An 18,004-nucleotide genomic window follows, 5' to 3' on the forward strand; every position below is an offset into this window, starting at 1 on the left:
AAGCTTCACAGTTAAGTGAAGCTTTCATTTTTTTTATTTCTGAGGCTCAAATTCTCTAAGAGGATGTCCTGTGTAAATTTGTCTTGGTCTGCCAATTGGCTCTTTATTTTCACGCATTTCTTTCCATTGTGCGATCCAGCCCGGTAGTCTTCCAATAGCAAACATTACGGTAAACATATCAGTTGGAATACCTAAAGCTCTGTATATAATTCCAGAATAGAAATCTACATTCGGATATAAATTTCTAGATTTGAAGTAATCATCTTCTAAGGCTGCAGACTCTAATTTTTTAGCTATTTCTAAAATTGGATCTTCAACTCCTAAAGTTTCCAGAACTTCTTTTGCTGCTTTTTTGATAATTTTCGCTCTCGGATCAAAGTTTTTGTACACTCTGTGTCCGAATCCCATTAAACGGAAAGGATCATTTTTATCTTTTGCTTTCGCTAAAAATTTATCTGTATCTCCACCGTCTTTATTGATTTCTTCCAGCATTTCAAGAACAGCCTGATTTGCACCTCCGTGAAGAGGTCCCCAAAGAGCGGACACTCCCGCAGAAACAGAAGCAAATAAACCTGCATGAGAAGAACCTACCATTCTAACTGTTGAAGTAGAACAGTTTTGTTCGTGATCAGCGTGAAGAATAAATAATTTATCTAAAGCATTTACAATTACCGGATTTGCAGCATAAGGACCTGTAGGCAATTTAAACATTAATTGCATAAAACTTTCCACATATCCTTTTGTATTGTCATAATAATTCAACGGATACCCCATAGATTTTCTGTAAGTCCACGTTGCAATTACCAGAAATTTAGCCATTGTTTTACAAATAGCTTCATACATTTCTTTTTCGTTATCAACATTAACCGCTTTTGGATTAAATGCAGTTAAAGCACTAGTCAAGGCAGATAAAACTCCCATTGGATGTGCTGTTTTTGGAAAGCCATCAATGATATTTTTCATTTCTTCGTTTACCAAAGAATGTTTTTTAATACCATTTTCAAATTGCTCCAACTCTGCTTTTGTAGGCAATTCTCCAAAAATTAAAAGATAGGAAACTTCCAAAAAATTAGATTTTTCTGCCAGATCTTCAATTGAATACCCTCTGTAACGCAATATACCTAATTCTCCATCCAGAAAGGTAATTTCACTTTTACAAGATCCAGAGTTTTTATAACCTGGGTCAATTGTAATTACACCGGTTAAATCACGTAATTTGTTGATATCGATAGCTGATTCATTTTCGCTTCCAGTAATAACCGGAAGTTCGATTTTTTGGCCATCTATTTCTAATGTAGCTATTTTTGACATAATATATGGGAAATAATTCTTTAAATAATAATTTACCAAATCTAATGAATTTAAGACTAATTAAAAAAAGAATACTGCTATGAATTTGTTAAAACTCCAAAAAAAAACCATCTGCAGATACAGATGGCTTTTTTTAATATATAATAATAAGAATTATTTGATCTTAAAAGCATTTAAACCAGGGAAGTAAGCTGTGCTTCCAAGCTCTTCTTCGATTCTTAATAATTGATTGTATTTTGCCATACGATCTGAACGGGAAGCAGATCCTGTTTTAATCTGACCACAGTTTAAAGCAACAGCTAAATCTGCAATTGTATTATCTTCAGTTTCTCCTGAACGGTGAGACATTACCGATGTATATCCAGCATTTTTAGCCATATTTACAGCAGCAATAGTTTCAGTTAAAGTTCCAATTTGGTTTACTTTTACCAGGATTGAATTTGCAATTCCTTTTTGAATTCCTGTAGACAAACGCTCTACATTAGTAACAAATAAATCATCACCAACTAATTGTACCTTGTGTCCAATTTTTTCAGTTAAGTATTTCCATCCATTCCAGTCATCTTCGTACATACCATCTTCGATAGAAATAATTGGATATTTAGCAGCAAGTTCAGCTAAATAATCTGCCTGCTCCTCAGAAGTTCTGATTTTTCCAGTTTCACCTTCAAATTTAGTATAATCGTATTTCCCATCAACATAAAATTCAGAAGCAGCACAGTCAAGAGCAATCATAATTTCGTCTCCGAAAGAATAACCTGCTTTCTCAACAGCCAATTTAATTGTATCCAAAGCATCTTCAGTTCCACCAGCTAAATTTGGAGCAAAACCTCCTTCATCTCCTACAGCAGTACTTAAACCTCTGTCATGTAAAACTTTTTTCAAACTGTGGAAAATTTCAGTTCCCATTTGCATAGAATGCGTAAAAGATGTTGCTTTTACAGGGAAAATCATAAATTCCTGAAATGCGATCGGCGCATCAGAGTGAGAACCACCGTTGATGATATTCATCATTGGAACCGGCAATGTATTAGCAGAAACACCACCTACGTATCTGTATAATGGCAATCCTAGTTCATTAGCAGCAGCTTTTGCAGCAGCCAAAGAAACTCCTAAAATAGCATTAGCTCCTAATTTTGATTTATTTGGAGTACCATCTAAATCAATCATTAATTGGTCAATTGTATTTTGTTCGAAAACAGAAGTACCAACTAATTCTTCAGCAATAACAGTATTTACATTGTTCACTGCATTCAAAACACCTTTACCAAGGTAAGCCTTACCTCCATCACGTAATTCAACAGCTTCGTGCTCTCCAGTTGATGCTCCCGAAGGAACAGCAGCTCTACCTAAAACTCCATTTTCCGTTACTACATCAACTTCAATAGTAGGATTCCCTCTGGAATCAAGAATTTGTCTTGCGTGAACTTTAATTATAATACTCATTATTTTTGTTTTTTTATTAATAAATTATATTTTTTTTTCGAAATTATAAAAATATTCAATACTATAAACGCATTTCTGCTATTAAACACTTTTATTTATTAACTACATCGTTTTAGACTGAGCTAGTTTAATATTCTCAACAAACTGATCAAACAAATAAGAAGAATCATGTGGTCCGGGACTAGCTTCCGGATGGTATTGTACTGAAAAACAGTTTTTATTTTTCATTCTCATTCCTGCAACGGTATCATCATTTAAATGAATATGGGTAAGCTCTAATTCCGGATGACCATTTAGCGCTTCTCTCTTTACAGCAAAACCGTGATTTTGAGAAGTAATTTCTCCTTTACCGGTTATAAGGTTTTTTACAGGATGATTAATCCCCCTGTGGCCTCCAAACATTTTATAAGTCTGAACTCCGTTTGCCAGAGCAATAATCTGGTGTCCTAAACAGATGCCGAATAACGGTTTATCATCTGCGATAATATTTTTCGCTACTTCTATCGCACTGTACAAAGGATCTGGATCTCCAGGTCCATTCGACAAGAAGTAACCGTCAGGATTAAATGCTGAAAGATCCTCATAAGACGAATCGTATGGAAATACCTTTATATAACAATCTCTCTTTGCGAGATTTCTTAAAATATTCTTTTTAATACCAAGATCAAGAGCTGAAATTTTGTAAGTAGCGTTTTCCTCTCCAATAAAGTAAGGCTCTTTAGTCGAAACTTTTGAAGCGAGCTCTAAACCTTCCATGTTAGGAACGTTAGCCAATTCTTTCTTCAAATCTTCAACAGAAGTTCCATCTGTACAAATAACGGCATTCATTGCACCATTATCGCGGATATAACTAACAAGTGCTCTTGTATCGACATCCGAGATACAAATAAGATTTTGTTTAGTAAAATACTCTTCTAAACTTCCTGAAGCACCTTCTCTTGAATAATTAAAACTAAAATTTTTACAAACTAAACCAGCAATTTTTACGCTTTCCGATTCTACTTCTAAATCATTAACACCATAGTTACCAATATGAGGATTTGTAGTAACCATAATTTGTCCAAAATAAGAAGGATCAGTAAAAATTTCCTGATATCCCGTCATTCCAGTATTAAAACAAACCTCACCAAAAGTCTTACCGCTAATTCCGATAGATTTTCCATGAAAAATTGTTCCGTCACTAAGTAATAAAATGGCGCTTTGTCGTGTTGTGTATTTCATTCTTGAATTTGTATTGTTTTTTTATCAGGTTATAAAACCAAAATACGGTTTCTGTTATAATTAGATATTTTGCAAATTTACTTCTTTAAAAGAGTGCTTCCAAGATTTTTTAAAACTTTCACTCGTAAAAATAAAACCCATTAATTTAAATAAGTTACATTTTTGAATGTTTCCAAAAAAATCAAAAAAAAAGGATAAACTAAAAATTAGTTTATCCTTGATTATTATAGAATGATTACTCTCATAATTATTCAGAAGCTTCTGTAGTCGTTTCTGTTTCAGCAGCAGGAGCTTCTGCAGCAGGAGCATCCTTTTTAGCTTTTCCACCACGACGGCTTTTTGCTTTTTTAACTTCTTTTTTACCTCCGTTGTAAAGTTCATTGAAATCAACAAGTTCGATCATTGCCATATCAGCATTATCTCCTAAACGATTTCCAACTTTAATGATACGAGTGTATCCACCTGGACGGTCACCAACTTTAGCAGCTACATCTCTGAACAAGTCAGTTACAGCATATTTGCTACGTAAGTAAGCAAAAACAATACGACGGTTGTGGGTCGTGTCGTCTTTTGATTTTGTAATTAAAGGCTCAACGAATTGTTTAAGCGCTTTAGCTTTAGCAACAGTAGTGTTAATACGTTTGTGCTCAATAAGAGAACAAGCCATATTAGCCAACATAGCTTTTCTATGTCCAGTCTGTCTGCTTAAGTGATTGAATTTTTTTCCGTGTCTCATTGCTATTTTAAATTTAACCCCGCAAGCGGGATTGAATTATTCTTTATCTAATTTGTATTTAGCTAAATCCATTCCGAAAGTTAAATTCTTAACTGCAACAAGTTCATCAAGTTCAGTTAAAGATTTTTTACCAAAATTACGGAATTTCATCAGGTCATTTTTATTGAACGATACTAAATCACCAAGTGTATCAACTTCAGCCGCTTTCAAGCAATTTAATGCTCTCACAGATAAATCCATATCAACAAGCTTAGTTTTAAGCAATTGTCTCATATGCAATGACTCTTCATCATACGATTCTGTTTGTGCAATTTCGTCAGCCTCAAGTGTAATTCTTTCATCAGAAAACAACATGAAATGGTGAATTAAAACTTTAGCAGCTTCAGTAAGAGCATCTTTTGGATTAATAGATCCATCAGTTTTGATTTCAAAAACTAATTTTTCGTAATCTGTTTTTTGCTCTACACGGAAATTTTCGATTGCATATTTTACATTTTTTACCGGAGTAAAAATTGAGTCTGTAAAAATCGTTCCAATTGCAGCATTCTGTTTTTTGTTCTCCTCAGCAGGAACGTATCCTCTACCTTTTTCGATTGTTAAATCGAAGTTCAATTTGATTTTAGAATCTAAATTACAGATAACAAGGTCTGGATTCAAAACTTGGAAACCTGAAATAAATTTCTGGAAATCACCTGCTGTCAATTGATCTTTACCGGAAACAGAAATAGTAACTGATTCATTATCGATATCTTCAATTTGACGTTTGAAACGTACTTGTTTTAGATTAAGGATAATTTCGGTAACATCTTCAACAACACCTGAAATAGTAGAAAACTCATGATCTACACCTTCGATACGAACAGATGTAATTGCATAACCTTCTAATGCTGAAAGCAAAACTCTTCTAAGTGCATTACCAACTGTCAATCCGTAACCAGGTTCTAAAGGTCTAAATTCGAATTTACCTTCAAAATCGGTTGAATCGATCATGATAACTTTATCGGGCTTTTGAAAATTAAATATTGCCATAAATTTCGACTAAGTCAATTATTATTTGTTGTACAACTCTACGATTAATTGTTCTTTAATGTTTTCTGGAATCTGAAGTCTCGCAGGTACAGAAACAAAAGTTCCTTCTTTAAGATCATTGTTCCAAGTAATCCATTCATAAACATGACTTGAATTTGATAAAGAACGTTCGATAGCTTCTAAAGATTTAGATTTTTCACGAACTGCAACTTTATCACCAGGCTTAAGGTGGTAAGAAGGAATATTAACAACCTCTCCATTTACAGTAACGTGTCTGTGAGATACGATTTGACGTGCACCTCTTCTAGATGGAGCAATTCCCATTCTAAAAACAACATTATCTAATCTTGCTTCGCATAATTGTAATAAAACCTCACCAGTAACTCCTTTAGTAGCTGATGCTTTTTCGAATAAATTTCTGAATTGTTTTTCTAAAATTCCGTAAGAATATTTAGCTTTTTGCTTTTCCATTAACTGAACAGCGTACTCAGATTTTTTTCCTCTTTTTTTAGCCATCCCGTGTTGTCCAGGTGGGTAATTTCTTTTTTCGAAAGATTTATCATCTCCGAAGATTGCTTCGCCAAATTTACGAGCGATTCTTGTGCTAGGACCAGTATATCTTGCCATTTTGAATTGTTTAAGATAGAGATTATGAATTCAGGTCTTATCCTTCGATAATCGTTGTTCTATCTACGTTATACTATAATTAAATTTGAGTATTATACTCTACGTCTTTTTGGAGGACGACATCCGTTGTGAGGCATTGGAGTAACATCGATAATCTCTGTAACTTCAATTCCACCGTTATGAATAGAACGGATAGCAGACTCACGTCCGTTTCCTGGTCCTTTTACATAAACTTTTACTTTTTTAAGTCCTGCTTCAAGAGCTACTTTACTACAATCTTCTGCTGCCATTTGAGCTGCGTACGGAGTATTCTTTTTAGAACCTCTGAAACCCATTTTACCAGCTGAAGACCAAGAAATAACTTCACCTTTCTTATTAGTCAAGGAAATGATAATATTGTTGAAAGTCGCAGAAATATGAGCTTCACCCGTTGATTCAACGATAACTTTACGTTTTTTTGCAGTTGCTTTAGCCATATTACTTATTATTTAGTTGCTTTTTTCTTGTTAGCAACAGTTTTTCTTTTACCTTTTCTTGTTCTAGAGTTGTTTTTAGTTCTTTGTCCTCTCAAAGGAAGACCAGATCTGTGACGGATACCTCTATAACAACCAATATCCATTAAACGTTTGATGTTTAAAGAAACCTCAGAACGTAATTCTCCTTCAATTTTGTAAAATGAAACAGCTTCACGAATTGCTCCGATCTCATCATCATTCCAATCTTGAACTTTTTTATCTTGGCTTACTTGAGCTTTTTCTAAAATCTCAATAGCTCTACTTTTTCCTAGTCCGAAGATGTAGGTAAGTGCAATAACACCTCTTTTGTTTTTTGGGATATCTACCCCTGCTATTCTTGCCATAATTATCCTTGTCTTTGTTTAAATCTAGGATTCTTTTTGTTTATTACGTACAATCTCCCTTTTCTACGCACGATAATACACTCGGCGCTTCTCTTTTTTACTGATGCTCTAACTTTCATATTGAATATCCTTTAATATCGATAAGTAATTCTTGCTTTTGACAAATCGTAAGGACTCATTTCTAGTTTCACTTTATCACCAGGTAATAATTTGATGTAATGCATTCGCATTTTTCCAGAAATATGAGCAATTACTATATGTCCATTTTCTAACTCTACACGGAACATCGCATTTGATAATGCTTCAATGATTGATCCGTCTTGTTCTATTGCTGATTGTTTTGCCATAAATATATTAAGCTACCGCTTTTCTATTTTTACCAGTCTTCATTAAACCATCATAATGTTTGTTTAACAAGTATGAATTGATTTGTTGAATAGTATCTATTGCAACACCAACCATAATTATTAAAGAGGTACCTCCAAAAAACATTGCCCAAGATTGTTGTACATCCATAATACTTACAACAATAGCTGGGAACACAGCAATCAAAGCAAGGAATAAAGATCCTGGGAAAGTTATTAAAGACATCACTTTATCTAGGAAATCAGAAGTTTCTGCTCCCGGCCTAACACCTGGAATAAAACCACCGCTTCTTTTTAAATCATCAGCCATTTTGTTTGTAGGTACAGTGATTGCAGTATAAAAGAATGTAAATACAATAATTAAAGTTGCAAAAACAAAATTATACCAAAATCCGAACATATTACTAAATGCTCCAACAATCGATTGTGATGTATCTGATTTAGATAGCCCAGCTACAGCTGCAGGAATAAACATAATTGCCTGAGCAAAAATGATTGGCATTACTCCGGAAGCATTAAGCTTTAGAGGAATCCATTGTCTATTACCTCCTGCTAAATCCTGCTCGTAATCACCAGTTGTAGTACGACGAGCGTATTGAACCGGGATTCTGCGTACTGCCATAGTAAGCAATACACAAGCAATGATAACTAACAGCCACACAATAATTTCAATAACTAATAACATTGGACCTCCATTGTTATTGGTAACTCTCGTAGTAAACTCTTGTATAAAAGCTTGCGGTAAACGCGCTAAGATACCTACCATAATTAACAATGAAATACCGTTTCCAATACCTTTATCCGTAATTTTTTCACCTAGCCACATAGCAAAAATTGTACCAGTTACCAAGATGATTACAGATGAGAACAAAAATTCAGGAGAATTAAAGCCTAGCAAAAATGCATTACTAGGCAGTGTTCTGTATAGATTATAGATATATGTTGGACCTTGAACCAATGTGATAGCGATTGTCAACCAACGAGTGATTTGATTAATCTTTTTTCTACCACTTTCTCCATCATTTTGAAGTTTTTGTAAATATGGAATCGCAATCCCCATCAACTGAACAACAATAGACGCAGAAATATAAGGCATGATACCTAAAGCAAAAACTGAAGCTTTAGAGAAAGCACCCCCGGTGAACATGTCCAGGATAGATCCCAGACCATTTTTAGTTTGTCCCGCTAATCCAGTCAATTGCGTTGCGTCAATTCCAGGAAGCGTAACGTGTGCTCCAAAACGATATACTAAAAGTAGTCCTAATGTAATTAAGATTCTATTCTTTAGTTCTTCGATTTTCCAAACATTACTTATTGATTCAATAAATTTCTTCATCTTAATAGATAAGTTATATAGTTACAGCTTCTCCACCAGCAGCTTCAATAGCAGCTTTTGCAGTAGCAGTAAATTTGTGGGCAGTTACTTTTAATTTTGCTTTCAATTCGCCTCTACCTAAAATCTTAACGATTTCATTTTTGGTAGCAAGACGGTTAGCTACGAAATCTGTCATAGAAACAGAATCAGTAATTACACCATTGTCTACTAACAATTGAAGCGTATCTAAATTAACACCTTCGTATTCTTTACGATTGATGTTTGTGAAACCAAACTTAGGCACACGTCTTTGAAGTGGCATCTGCCCTCCTTCAAATCCAATCTTTTTAGAATAACCAGAACGAGATTTTGCTCCTTTGTGACCTCTTGCAGAAGTACCACCTTTTCCAGAACCTTCTCCTCTACCTAATCTTTTATTTTGATTGTGTGTAGATCCTTCAGCAGGTTGTAAGTTACTTAAATTCATAACAGTATTTGTTATTTAGCTTCTTCTACAGAAACTAAGTGTTTAACTTTGTTTATCATCCCAAGGATAGCAGGATTTGACTCATGCTCCACAACTTGTCCAATTTTACGTAGACCTAAAGCTTCCAATCCTCTTTTTTGAGAAAGCGGACAGTTGATTTTGCTTCTTACTTGTTTTACTAATAATTTAGCCATAATTTCCTTGAATTAACCTTTAAAAACTTTCTCTAAAGAAACACCTCTTTGTTTTGCGACAGTGTGAGCGCTTCTCATTTGCAATAAAGCATCAAAAGTTGCTTTAACTACGTTATGTGGGTTTGATGATCCCTGAGATTTAGATAATACATCGTGAATACCTACTGATTCAAGAACCGAACGAACAGCTCCACCAGCAATAACTCCTGTACCATGAGACGCAGGAATTAAGAATACACGTGCACCACCAAATTTACCTTTTTGTTCGTGAGGAACAGATTGTCCGTTCAAAGGAATTCTAACTAGATTTTTCTTAGCATCTTCCACTGCTTTCGCAATTGCTTCAGAAACGTCTTTAGATTTTCCTAATCCATGACCAACTACTCCGTTTTCATCACCTACAACTACAATAGCAGAAAAACCAAAAGCTCTACCCCCTTTTGTAACCTTAGTAACACGATTAACACTTACCAGACGATCTTTAAGTTCAAGACCACTAGGTTTTACCAATTCTACATTTTTGTATTTAGACATAATATATTAGAATTTAAGTCCAGCCGCTCTTGCGCCTTCTGCTAATGATTTAATACGACCGTGATACAAATATCCACCTCTGTCAAAAGTGATGGTATCAATCCCAGCTTTTAACGCTTTCTCCGCAACTAGTTTTCCAACAGCAGCAGCTACTTCAACGTTAGTACCTTTTCCTATTTCTTTTTCTCTTGAAGATGCAGCTAATATAGTAACTCCATTTACATCATCAATAATTTGAGCGTAAATTTCTTTGTTACTTCTAAAAACAGAAAGTCTAGGTCTAGCAGCAGAACCACTAATAGCTTTTCTAATTCTGTATTTAATTCTCTGTCTTCTATCAGATTTTGTTAATGACATAATCTTATTTTTTAAGCTGATTTACCTGCTTTTCTTCTTAATACTTCACCCACAAATTTAACACCTTTTCCTTTATATGGCTCAGGCTTACGGAAACCTCTGATTTTCGCAGCAACTTGTCCTAAAAGTTGTTTGTCAAATGATGTTAATTTTACGATAGGGTTCTTTCCTTTTTCAGATATTGTTTCTAAACTTACTTCTGGAGCAACTTCTAAAACAATATTGTGAGAATATCCAAGAGCTAAATCTAACTTTTGACCTTGGTTTGAAGCTCTGTAACCAACTCCAACTAATTCTAGCTCCTTAGTAAAACCTTCAGATACACCAACAATCATATTATTGATTAAAGATCTGTATAATCCGTGTTTTGCTCTTTGGTCCTTATGATCAGACGATCTTTCTACTAAAACCTGATCGCCTTCAACTTTTACAGTTACGTCCGAAAACTCCTGAGTAAGTTGACCTTTTTTTCCTTTTACTGTAATAATACCGTCTTTAACTTCTACAGTTACACCAGCAGTGATTACAATTGGGCTTTTACCTATTCTTGACATCTTTATCTAGTGTTTTAAATTAGTATACGTAACAAATTACTTCACCACCTACATTTAATTGCTTAGCTTGTTTTCCAGTCATCAAACCTTTTGATGTAGAAACAATAGCAATTCCTAATCCGTTAAGGATTCTAGGTAATTTGGCAGCACCTGCGTACTTACGTAAACCAGGTTTACTAATTCTTTGGATATCTTTGATTACAGGCTCTTTAGTATCTTTATCATACTTTAAAGCAATTTTGATTGAACCCTGAACAGTGTTGTCCTCAAATTTGTAACTTAAGATGTAACCTTGATCAAATAAGATCTTAGTTATCTCTTTTTTTAGATTAGAAGCCGGAATTTCAACAACTTTGTGGTTTGCAGCCACAGCGTTACGAACTCTAGTCAAATAATCTGCAATAGGATCTGTATACATATGTATTTGATTGCGATTATGGTTTTCGGGAGACACCCGTCTCCCGAACCTTTAATCAATTAAAATTATTTTTTGGTTTGCAAAAGTAATAACTTTTTGCCAGATTACCAAGATGCTTTTTTTACTCCAGGAATTAGTCCATTATTAGCCATCTCACGGAAAGTTACACGTGAAATACCGAATTGACGGATATAACCTCTTGGTCTACCTGTTAATTTACAACGATTGTGCAAACGAACTGGCGAAGCATTTTTAGGTAATTTTTGTAGGCCTTCATAATCTCCAGCTTCTAATAAAGCTTTTCTTTTTTCAGCGTACTTAGCTACCGTTTTCTCTCTTTTCACCTCACGGGCTTTCATTGATTCTTTAGCCATGTCTTAATTCTTTTTAAAAGGTAAACCTAATTCAGCCAATAATGACTTTGCCTCTTTGTCTGTTTTTGCTGTAGTAACAAAAGTAATATCCATTCCTGAAATTTTGTTTACTTTGTCAATATCAATTTCAGGGAAAATGATTTGCTCTAAAACTCCAAGATTGTAATTACCTCTTCCGTCGAAACCTGTAGCTTTGATACCACTAAAATCTCTAACGCGCGGTAAAGCAGAAGTAATAAGTCTATCTAAAAACTCATACATTCTCTCTCCGCGTAAAGTAACTTTTGCTCCAATCGGCATCCCTTTTCTCAATTTGAAAGACGCAACGTCTTTCTTTGAAATTGTAGATACTGCTTTTTGTCCAGTGATCTTTGTTAACTCATCAACTGCATAGTCAATAAGTTTTTTATCAGATACAGCTGCACCAACTCCACGGCTCAAAACGATTTTTTCCAATTTTGGAACTTGCATTACGTTTGTATATCCGAATTCCTCTTTAAGAGCAGAGATAACTCTACTCTTATATTCTTCTTTTAGTCTAGGTGTATATGCCATTACTATAGTACTTGATTAGATTTTTTTGAAAATCTTACTTTCTTATCTCCTTCTACTCTAATACCAACTCTAGTTGTTTCCTTAGTTTTAGGATCAATTAGTGAAATGTTAGATATTTGTATAGAAGCTTCTTTCTTAACGATACCACCTTGAGGGTTTTTAGCACTTGGTTTTGTATGTTTTGAAACCATGTTTACACCTTCAACTATCGCTTTATTTTTCTCACGGTAAACACGTAAAACTTTACCTTCAGCACCTTTATGGTCTCCGGCAATTACTCTTACGATATCTCCTGATTTTATTTTTAGCTTTATCATCTTAAAACGAATTAAAGCACTTCTGGTGCTAATGATACAATTTTCATGAATTGTTTTTCACGAAGTTCTCTTGCTACCGGACCAAAAACACGAGTTCCTCTCATTTCACCTGCAGCATTCAAAAGAACACATGCATTGTCATCGAAACGGATATAAGAACCATCAGCTCTTCTCACTTCTTTTTTGGTACGTACAACCACTGCAGTTGAAACAGCTCCTTTTTTAACGTTTCCGTTTGGAGTTGCATCTTTGATAGAAACTACAATCTTATCACCAACAGAGGCATATCTTCTTTTAGTACCTCCTAAAACACGAATAGTTAAAACTTCTTTAGCTCCCGTGTTATCTGCTACTTTTAGTCTTGATTCTTGTTGTACCATAATTATTTAGCTCTTTCTAAGATTTCAACTAATCTCCAACATTTTGTTTTACTTAAAGGACGCGTTTCGCTAATTCTTACAGTATCTCCAATGTTACAGTCGTTTGTTTCGTCGTGTGCAACGTATTTCTTAGTTTTCAACACGAACTTACCGTATAATGGGTGTTTTACTTTTCTTACTTCAGCAATAACAATAGACTTATCCATTTTATTTGAAGTAACAACACCTATTCTTTCTTTTCTTAAATTTCTTTTTTCTTCCATCTTTCAGCAGAATACAATTATTGTAACTCTCTTTTAGTTAACTCTGTAGCTAATCTCGCAACGGTTCTTCTTACACTTCTAATTTGAAGTGGGTTTGCAATTGGAGAGACAGCGTGAGCCATTTTTAGGTCAGCATATACTTTCTTAGTTTGACTAAGCTTTTCTTGCAACTCCGCTGCAGAAAGATCTTTTATTTCTGATTGTTTCATAATAAATATAAATTATGCTTCGAAATCTCTAGCAACGACGAATTTAGTTTTTACCGGAAGTTTTTGCGCTGCAAGACGTAAAGCCTCTTTTGCAACTGACAATGGAACTCCTCCAACTTCAAACATAATTCTTCCTGGTTTAACAACAGCAGCCCAATACTCAACTGCTCCTTTACCTTTACCCATACGTACTTCAAGAGGCTTCTTAGTAATAGGTTTGTCTGGAAATATTTTAATCCATAATTGTCCTTCTCTCTTCATATAACGAGTTGCAGCGATACGCGCAGCCTCGATTTGACGAGAAGTTAAGAACATTCCATCTTCATGTACAGATTTAATTCCAAACATTCCATTTGAAAGCTCGTGCCCTCTTTGAGAGTTACCTTTCATTCTACCTTTTTGTACCTTACGGTATTTTGTTCTTTTAGGCTGTAACATTTTTCTTTAGTTTAAAAATTTACTTTCTTTTACGAGCGTCTGGTTTTCCGCCTTTGTTAAAGTTAGATTTGCCTCTAGGAGCGTCTCCACCTTTTCCACCACCTGTACCAGATTGTTTTTTGTCCATTCCAGCAAGTGGAGAAAGCTCTCTCTTACCGTAAACTTCACCTTTCATGATCCACACTTTGATCCCCATTCTACCGTAAGTAGTATGAGCTTCAGCAAGTGCATAATCAATGTCAGCTCTGAAAGTTGATAGAGGAATTCTACCTTCTTTGAAACCTTCTGAACGCGCCATCTCAGCTCCATTCAAACGACCAGAAATCAAAACTTTGATACCTTCTGCGTTCATACGCATAGAAGCAGCAATAGCCATTTTGATTGCACGTCTGTAAGAAATACGGCTTTCGATCTGACGTGCGATGCTTGTCGCCACAAGATAAGCATCTAATTCAGGTCTTTTAATTTCAAAGATGTTGATTTGAACCTCTTTGTCAGTAACTTTCTTAAGTTCTTCTTTTAACTTGTCTACCTCTTGTCCACCTTTTCCGATAATGATACCAGGTCTGGCAGTAGTGATAGTAACGGTTACAAGTTTCAAAGTTCTCTCGATGATTACTTTAGATACACTAGCTTTTGATAAACGAGCATGGATATACTTTCTGATTTTGTGATCTTCGGCTAATTTATCACCGTAATCATTTCCACCATACCAGTTTGAGTCCCATCCTCTGATGATACCAAGTCTATTTCCAATTGGATTTGTCTTTTGTCCCATGCTGCTTAAGAATTGCTTTGTGTGTTATTGATAGCTCCAAGCACGATTGTTACGTGGTTAGAACGTTTTCTTATTCTGTGTGCACGACCTTGTGGAGCTGGACGAAGTCTTTTTAACATCATTCCACCATCTACTCTGATCTCTTTAACAAATAATCCAGCTTCTTCTAAATTACCTTCACTATTTTTTTGCTCCCAGTTGTTGATTGCAGATAATAATAGTTTCTCTAATTTTCTTGAAGCTTCTTTAGAACTGAATCTTAAAATGTTAAGTGCTCTTTCTACCTTCTGACCTCTTACCAAGTCCGCTACTAAGCGCATTTTTCTAGGTGAAGTAGGGCAGTTATTCAATTTTGCGAAAGCAATAGACTTATTAGCCTCTTTTCTCGCATCTGCTGTTTCTCTTTTACGAACTCCCATTGCTTCTTATTTTTTACCTTTATTTTTTGCTCCAGCATGACCTCTAAAAGATCTAGTTGGTGAAAATTCTCCTAATTTGTGACCTACCATGTTTTCTGTTACGTAAACTGGTACAAATTGACGACCGTTATGAACTGCGATAGTTTGTCCAACGAAATCCGGAGTAATCATTGAAGCTCTAGACCAAGTCTTTACAACTGCATTTTTACCACTCTCTACGTTTTCCTGAACTTTTTTATCTAATTTATAGTGAACAAAAGGTCCTTTTTTTAATGAACGTGCCATATCTTATTATTTCTTTCTACGTTCTACGATATACTTGTTACTCGGGTTTTTCTTAGAACGAGTTCTATAACCTTTAGCTGGCAATCCGTTTCTTGAACGTGGATGTCCACCAGAAGAACGTCCTTCACCACCTCCCATAGGGTGATCAACAGGGTTCATCGCTACCGGTCTTGTTCTCGGTCTTCTTCCTAACCATCTTGTTCTACCTGCTTTACCAGATACAACTAATTGGTGGTCTGAATTAGAAACAGCTCCAATTGTAGCAGAACAAGTTAGCAAGATTAATCTTGTTTCACCTGAAGGCATTTTAATTGTAGCATATTTTCCATCTCTTGCCATCAATTGAGCAAAAGTTCCAGCAGAACGAGCAATAACTGCTCCTTGTCCCGGACGTAACTCAATACAAGAAATAACAGTTCCTAAAGGAATTCTGCTTAAAGGCAATGTATTACCAATCTCTGGCTGAGATTCCGGACCAGAAACTAATTTCTGACCAACTTTCAATCCGTTTTGAGCGATAATATAAGTTTTCTCTCCATCAGCGTAAGCTAATAAAGCAATAAATGCAGTACGATTTGGATCGTATTCAATTGATTTCACTGTAGCTGGAATTCCATCTTTAGTTCTTTTGAAATCAATAATACGATATCTCTGCTTGTGACCACCACCCGTATAACGCATGGTCATCTTTCCTTGACTATTTCTACCTCCAGAGTTTTTTATCGGCGCTATCAAAGAGCGTTCCGGCTTATCAGTTGTAATAGCGTCATAACCATTCACAACTCTAAATCGCTGACCTGGGGTAATAGGTTTTAATTTTCTTACTGACATTTTTCTATCTTAGATATTGTTGTAAAAATCAATTGTTTCTCCTTCTTGTACTTGAACAATTGCTTTTTTAATTGCATTTGTCTTTCCACTGATTAAACCACTTTTAGTGTATTTAGTAGATCTATCCGGTCTTACGTTCATCGTGTTAACTGAAACGATAGTTACTCCATAAGCAGCTTCAACAGCTTTCTTAATTTGAACTTTGTTTGCTTTTTTGTCAACAACGAATCCGAAGCGGTTTAGAACTTCACTTTCTTTGGTTACTTTTTCCGTTACTATAGGTCTGATAATGATGCTCATATTCCTATTATTTACTTAAATTTTCTTCAATTAACTCCAAAGAACCTTCTAAAAGCACTAAATTATTAGCGTTTAATATTGCGTAAGTGCTTAATTCTGAGCTATTTACGACGCTAGAAGCCTTCAAATTGCGTGACGACAAATATACATTTTTATTTGACTCACCCAACACAAATAGAGATTTTTTATTTTCTAACCCTAAAGCTTTCAAAACGTTAATGAAATTTTTAGTGTTTGGCGCTTCAAAATTAAAGTCTTCAAGAACGATGATATTCGACTCTTTTGCTTTGATTGAGAAAGCAGATTTTCTTGCCAATCTTTTCAAGCCTTTATTCAATTTGAATGAATAACTTCTTGGTCTTGGTCCGAAAATTGTTCCACCACCTTTAAACAATGGATTTTTGATACTTCCCGCACGAGCTGTACCAGTTCCTTTTTGTTTTTTAATCTTACGAGTACTACCGGTCACTTCAGCTCTTTCTTTAGCTTTATGAGTACCTTGTCTTTGATTAGCAAGATATTGCTTTACATCAAGATATACTGCGTGATTATTTGGTTCAATTGCGAATACTGAATCAGAAAGTTGAACTTTTCTTCCAGTATCTTTTCCGTTGAAATCTAATACTTTTACTTCCATTACTTCTGAATGATTACGTAAGAGTTTTTATGTCCAGGAACACATCCTTTAATAACAAGTAGGTTCTTCTCAGCAACTACTTTTAAAACTCTAAGGTTTTGAACTTTTACATTTTCTCCTCCCATTCTTCCAGCCATACGCATTCCTTTGAATACTCTAGATGGATAAGAAGAAGCTCCCACAGAACCTGGTGCTCTTAAACGGTTATGCTGACCATGAGTTGCCTGACCAACACCACCAAAACCGTGACGCTTTACAACACCTTGGAAACCTTTACCTTTAGACACACCTTGTACATCTACAAATTCTCCTTCAGCAAAAATAGAAACATCAATAAGATCTCCTAATTTTTGTTCAGTTGCGAAATCTTGGAATTCAACGACTTTTTTCTTAGCAACAGTTCCAGCTTTTTTAAAGTGCCCTAAAGCAGCTTTAGTAGAATGTTTCTCGTTTTTGTCATCGAAACCAAGTTGCAACGCTTCGTACCCGTCAACACCTTTGGTTCTGACTTGGGTAACAACACACGGCCCAGCCTCGATTACTGTACAAGGAATGTTTTTCCCGTTTTCGTCGAAAATACTAGTCATGCCGATTTTTTTACCAATTAACCCAGACATAAATATTAATTATTAATTACTAAAATTCCCTTCAATTTGAAAATAACAGAAATTTCCAAACAGGGAGTGCAAAAGTAGATATTAAAATTGAATATACCAAACAGTTACAAAAATTAAATTGCTCATTATCAAAATCAAAGCTTCAAAT

At 35.0% G+C, this 18,004-nt stretch carries 31 protein-coding genes; all 31 read right to left on the minus strand.

The annotated features are described in order from the left end of the window. Nucleotides 1–33: 33 nt before the first annotated feature. Nucleotides 34–1,311, minus strand: a complete 1,278-nt coding sequence (locus ABEB31_RS17445) for a citrate synthase (RefSeq protein ID WP_347052953.1) — start codon at nucleotides 1,309–1,311, stop codon at nucleotides 34–36. Between the two features lie 153 nt (nucleotides 1,312–1,464). Beyond that, a complete protein-coding gene (gene eno / locus ABEB31_RS17450; RefSeq protein WP_347052954.1) occupies nucleotides 1,465–2,757 on the minus strand; it encodes a phosphopyruvate hydratase in 1,293 nt (430 codons plus the stop codon). A gap of 102 nt (nucleotides 2,758–2,859) precedes the next feature. Beyond that, the gene (gene carA / locus ABEB31_RS17455) at nucleotides 2,860–3,978 is read right to left on the minus strand and encodes a glutamine-hydrolyzing carbamoyl-phosphate synthase small subunit (RefSeq protein ID WP_347052955.1); all 1,119 of its coding nucleotides are present in this window, start codon (nucleotides 3,976–3,978) and stop codon (nucleotides 2,860–2,862) included. 247 nt (nucleotides 3,979–4,225) lie between these two features. Next, entirely contained in the window at nucleotides 4,226–4,714 is a 489-nt protein-coding gene (gene rplQ / locus ABEB31_RS17460; protein ID WP_347052956.1) for a 50S ribosomal protein L17, read from the minus strand. Between the two features lie 36 nt (nucleotides 4,715–4,750). After that, entirely contained in the window at nucleotides 4,751–5,743 is a 993-nt protein-coding gene (locus ABEB31_RS17465; RefSeq protein WP_008464329.1) for a DNA-directed RNA polymerase subunit alpha, read from the minus strand. Between the two features lie 21 nt (nucleotides 5,744–5,764). Then, nucleotides 5,765–6,370, minus strand: a complete 606-nt coding sequence (gene rpsD / locus ABEB31_RS17470; protein ID WP_035619621.1) for a 30S ribosomal protein S4 — start codon at nucleotides 6,368–6,370, stop codon at nucleotides 5,765–5,767. 92 nt (nucleotides 6,371–6,462) lie between these two features. Further along, nucleotides 6,463–6,846, minus strand: a complete 384-nt coding sequence (rpsK, locus tag ABEB31_RS17475; RefSeq protein WP_007803677.1) for a 30S ribosomal protein S11 — start codon at nucleotides 6,844–6,846, stop codon at nucleotides 6,463–6,465. An 8-nt stretch (nucleotides 6,847–6,854) separates the two neighbouring features. Beyond that, the gene (gene rpsM / locus ABEB31_RS17480; RefSeq protein WP_095952360.1) at nucleotides 6,855–7,229 is read right to left on the minus strand and encodes a 30S ribosomal protein S13; all 375 of its coding nucleotides are present in this window, start codon (nucleotides 7,227–7,229) and stop codon (nucleotides 6,855–6,857) included. A gap of 2 nt (nucleotides 7,230–7,231) precedes the next feature. Next, a complete protein-coding gene (gene ykgO / locus ABEB31_RS17485; protein ID WP_002987490.1) occupies nucleotides 7,232–7,348 on the minus strand; it encodes a type B 50S ribosomal protein L36 in 117 nt (38 codons plus the stop codon). 12 nt (nucleotides 7,349–7,360) lie between these two features. Next, complete coding sequence (gene infA / locus ABEB31_RS17490; RefSeq protein ID WP_007136545.1) at nucleotides 7,361–7,576, minus strand: translation initiation factor IF-1; 216 nt, start codon at nucleotides 7,574–7,576, stop codon at nucleotides 7,361–7,363. Between the two features lie 7 nt (nucleotides 7,577–7,583). Beyond that, nucleotides 7,584–8,930 carry a preprotein translocase subunit SecY gene (gene secY / locus ABEB31_RS17495; protein WP_347052957.1) on the minus strand — a complete coding sequence of 449 codons (1,347 nt, stop codon included), beginning with the start codon at nucleotides 8,928–8,930 and terminating at the stop codon, nucleotides 7,584–7,586. 13 nt (nucleotides 8,931–8,943) lie between these two features. Further along, on the minus strand, nucleotides 8,944–9,396 hold the full coding sequence (rplO, locus tag ABEB31_RS17500) for a 50S ribosomal protein L15 (RefSeq protein WP_017495009.1): 453 nt from the start codon (nucleotides 9,394–9,396) through the stop codon (nucleotides 8,944–8,946). Between the two features lie 11 nt (nucleotides 9,397–9,407). Continuing rightward, nucleotides 9,408–9,590, minus strand: coding sequence for a 50S ribosomal protein L30 (gene rpmD, locus ABEB31_RS17505; protein WP_008464315.1), 183 nt, complete (start codon nucleotides 9,588–9,590; stop codon nucleotides 9,408–9,410). Between the two features lie 12 nt (nucleotides 9,591–9,602). Beyond that, nucleotides 9,603–10,127 (minus strand): 30S ribosomal protein S5, encoded by a 525-nt coding sequence (gene rpsE, locus ABEB31_RS17510; protein ID WP_085949269.1) that lies wholly within the window; start codon nucleotides 10,125–10,127, stop codon nucleotides 9,603–9,605. A gap of 3 nt (nucleotides 10,128–10,130) precedes the next feature. Continuing rightward, complete coding sequence (gene rplR / locus ABEB31_RS17515) at nucleotides 10,131–10,481, minus strand: 50S ribosomal protein L18 (protein WP_347052958.1); 351 nt, start codon at nucleotides 10,479–10,481, stop codon at nucleotides 10,131–10,133. Nucleotides 10,482–10,492: 11 nt separating this feature from the next. After that, complete coding sequence (gene rplF / locus ABEB31_RS17520; RefSeq protein ID WP_347052959.1) at nucleotides 10,493–11,035, minus strand: 50S ribosomal protein L6; 543 nt, start codon at nucleotides 11,033–11,035, stop codon at nucleotides 10,493–10,495. Nucleotides 11,036–11,054: 19 nt separating this feature from the next. Further along, nucleotides 11,055–11,453, minus strand: a complete 399-nt coding sequence (gene rpsH, locus ABEB31_RS17525) for a 30S ribosomal protein S8 (protein ID WP_007803657.1) — start codon at nucleotides 11,451–11,453, stop codon at nucleotides 11,055–11,057. Nucleotides 11,454–11,557: 104 nt separating this feature from the next. Beyond that, nucleotides 11,558–11,827: a 30S ribosomal protein S14 gene (gene rpsN, locus ABEB31_RS17530; RefSeq protein ID WP_031456037.1), complete on the minus strand. Its 270-nt coding sequence runs from the start codon at nucleotides 11,825–11,827 to the stop codon at nucleotides 11,558–11,560. A gap of 3 nt (nucleotides 11,828–11,830) precedes the next feature. Then, complete coding sequence (gene rplE / locus ABEB31_RS17535; RefSeq protein ID WP_017495015.1) at nucleotides 11,831–12,382, minus strand: 50S ribosomal protein L5; 552 nt, start codon at nucleotides 12,380–12,382, stop codon at nucleotides 11,831–11,833. A gap of 2 nt (nucleotides 12,383–12,384) precedes the next feature. After that, complete coding sequence (gene rplX / locus ABEB31_RS17540; RefSeq protein ID WP_007803650.1) at nucleotides 12,385–12,699, minus strand: 50S ribosomal protein L24; 315 nt, start codon at nucleotides 12,697–12,699, stop codon at nucleotides 12,385–12,387. A gap of 11 nt (nucleotides 12,700–12,710) precedes the next feature. Further along, the gene (rplN, locus tag ABEB31_RS17545; protein WP_007803649.1) at nucleotides 12,711–13,079 is read right to left on the minus strand and encodes a 50S ribosomal protein L14; all 369 of its coding nucleotides are present in this window, start codon (nucleotides 13,077–13,079) and stop codon (nucleotides 12,711–12,713) included. Between the two features lie 2 nt (nucleotides 13,080–13,081). Beyond that, on the minus strand, nucleotides 13,082–13,342 hold the full coding sequence (gene rpsQ / locus ABEB31_RS17550; RefSeq protein WP_007803646.1) for a 30S ribosomal protein S17: 261 nt from the start codon (nucleotides 13,340–13,342) through the stop codon (nucleotides 13,082–13,084). 17 nt (nucleotides 13,343–13,359) lie between these two features. Beyond that, nucleotides 13,360–13,551 carry a 50S ribosomal protein L29 gene (rpmC, locus tag ABEB31_RS17555; RefSeq protein ID WP_035682489.1) on the minus strand — a complete coding sequence of 64 codons (192 nt, stop codon included), beginning with the start codon at nucleotides 13,549–13,551 and terminating at the stop codon, nucleotides 13,360–13,362. Nucleotides 13,552–13,563: 12 nt separating this feature from the next. Next, nucleotides 13,564–13,989, minus strand: a complete 426-nt coding sequence (gene rplP / locus ABEB31_RS17560) for a 50S ribosomal protein L16 (RefSeq protein WP_008464295.1) — start codon at nucleotides 13,987–13,989, stop codon at nucleotides 13,564–13,566. 19 nt (nucleotides 13,990–14,008) lie between these two features. Beyond that, nucleotides 14,009–14,767, minus strand: coding sequence for a 30S ribosomal protein S3 (rpsC, locus tag ABEB31_RS17565; protein WP_008464292.1), 759 nt, complete (start codon nucleotides 14,765–14,767; stop codon nucleotides 14,009–14,011). A 5-nt stretch (nucleotides 14,768–14,772) separates the two neighbouring features. Further along, nucleotides 14,773–15,186 (minus strand): 50S ribosomal protein L22, encoded by a 414-nt coding sequence (rplV, locus tag ABEB31_RS17570; RefSeq protein ID WP_007803631.1) that lies wholly within the window; start codon nucleotides 15,184–15,186, stop codon nucleotides 14,773–14,775. A 6-nt stretch (nucleotides 15,187–15,192) separates the two neighbouring features. Continuing rightward, complete coding sequence (rpsS, locus tag ABEB31_RS17575; RefSeq protein ID WP_008464288.1) at nucleotides 15,193–15,471, minus strand: 30S ribosomal protein S19; 279 nt, start codon at nucleotides 15,469–15,471, stop codon at nucleotides 15,193–15,195. Between the two features lie 6 nt (nucleotides 15,472–15,477). Next, entirely contained in the window at nucleotides 15,478–16,302 is an 825-nt protein-coding gene (gene rplB, locus ABEB31_RS17580; protein WP_008464287.1) for a 50S ribosomal protein L2, read from the minus strand. Between the two features lie 9 nt (nucleotides 16,303–16,311). Continuing rightward, a complete protein-coding gene (rplW, locus tag ABEB31_RS17585) occupies nucleotides 16,312–16,602 on the minus strand; it encodes a 50S ribosomal protein L23 (protein ID WP_012022489.1) in 291 nt (96 codons plus the stop codon). A gap of 7 nt (nucleotides 16,603–16,609) precedes the next feature. Next, nucleotides 16,610–17,239, minus strand: coding sequence for a 50S ribosomal protein L4 (gene rplD / locus ABEB31_RS17590; RefSeq protein ID WP_347052960.1), 630 nt, complete (start codon nucleotides 17,237–17,239; stop codon nucleotides 16,610–16,612). After that, nucleotides 17,239–17,856 (minus strand): 50S ribosomal protein L3, encoded by a 618-nt coding sequence (gene rplC / locus ABEB31_RS17595; RefSeq protein ID WP_347052961.1) that lies wholly within the window; start codon nucleotides 17,854–17,856, stop codon nucleotides 17,239–17,241. Before rplC ends, rplD begins: the two co-directional genes overlap by 1 nt. Nucleotides 17,857–18,004: the final 148 nt, after the last annotated feature.

Source organism: Flavobacterium olei, from assembly GCF_039749035.1.
Classification (GTDB): domain Bacteria; phylum Bacteroidota; class Bacteroidia; order Flavobacteriales; family Flavobacteriaceae; genus Flavobacterium; species Flavobacterium olei.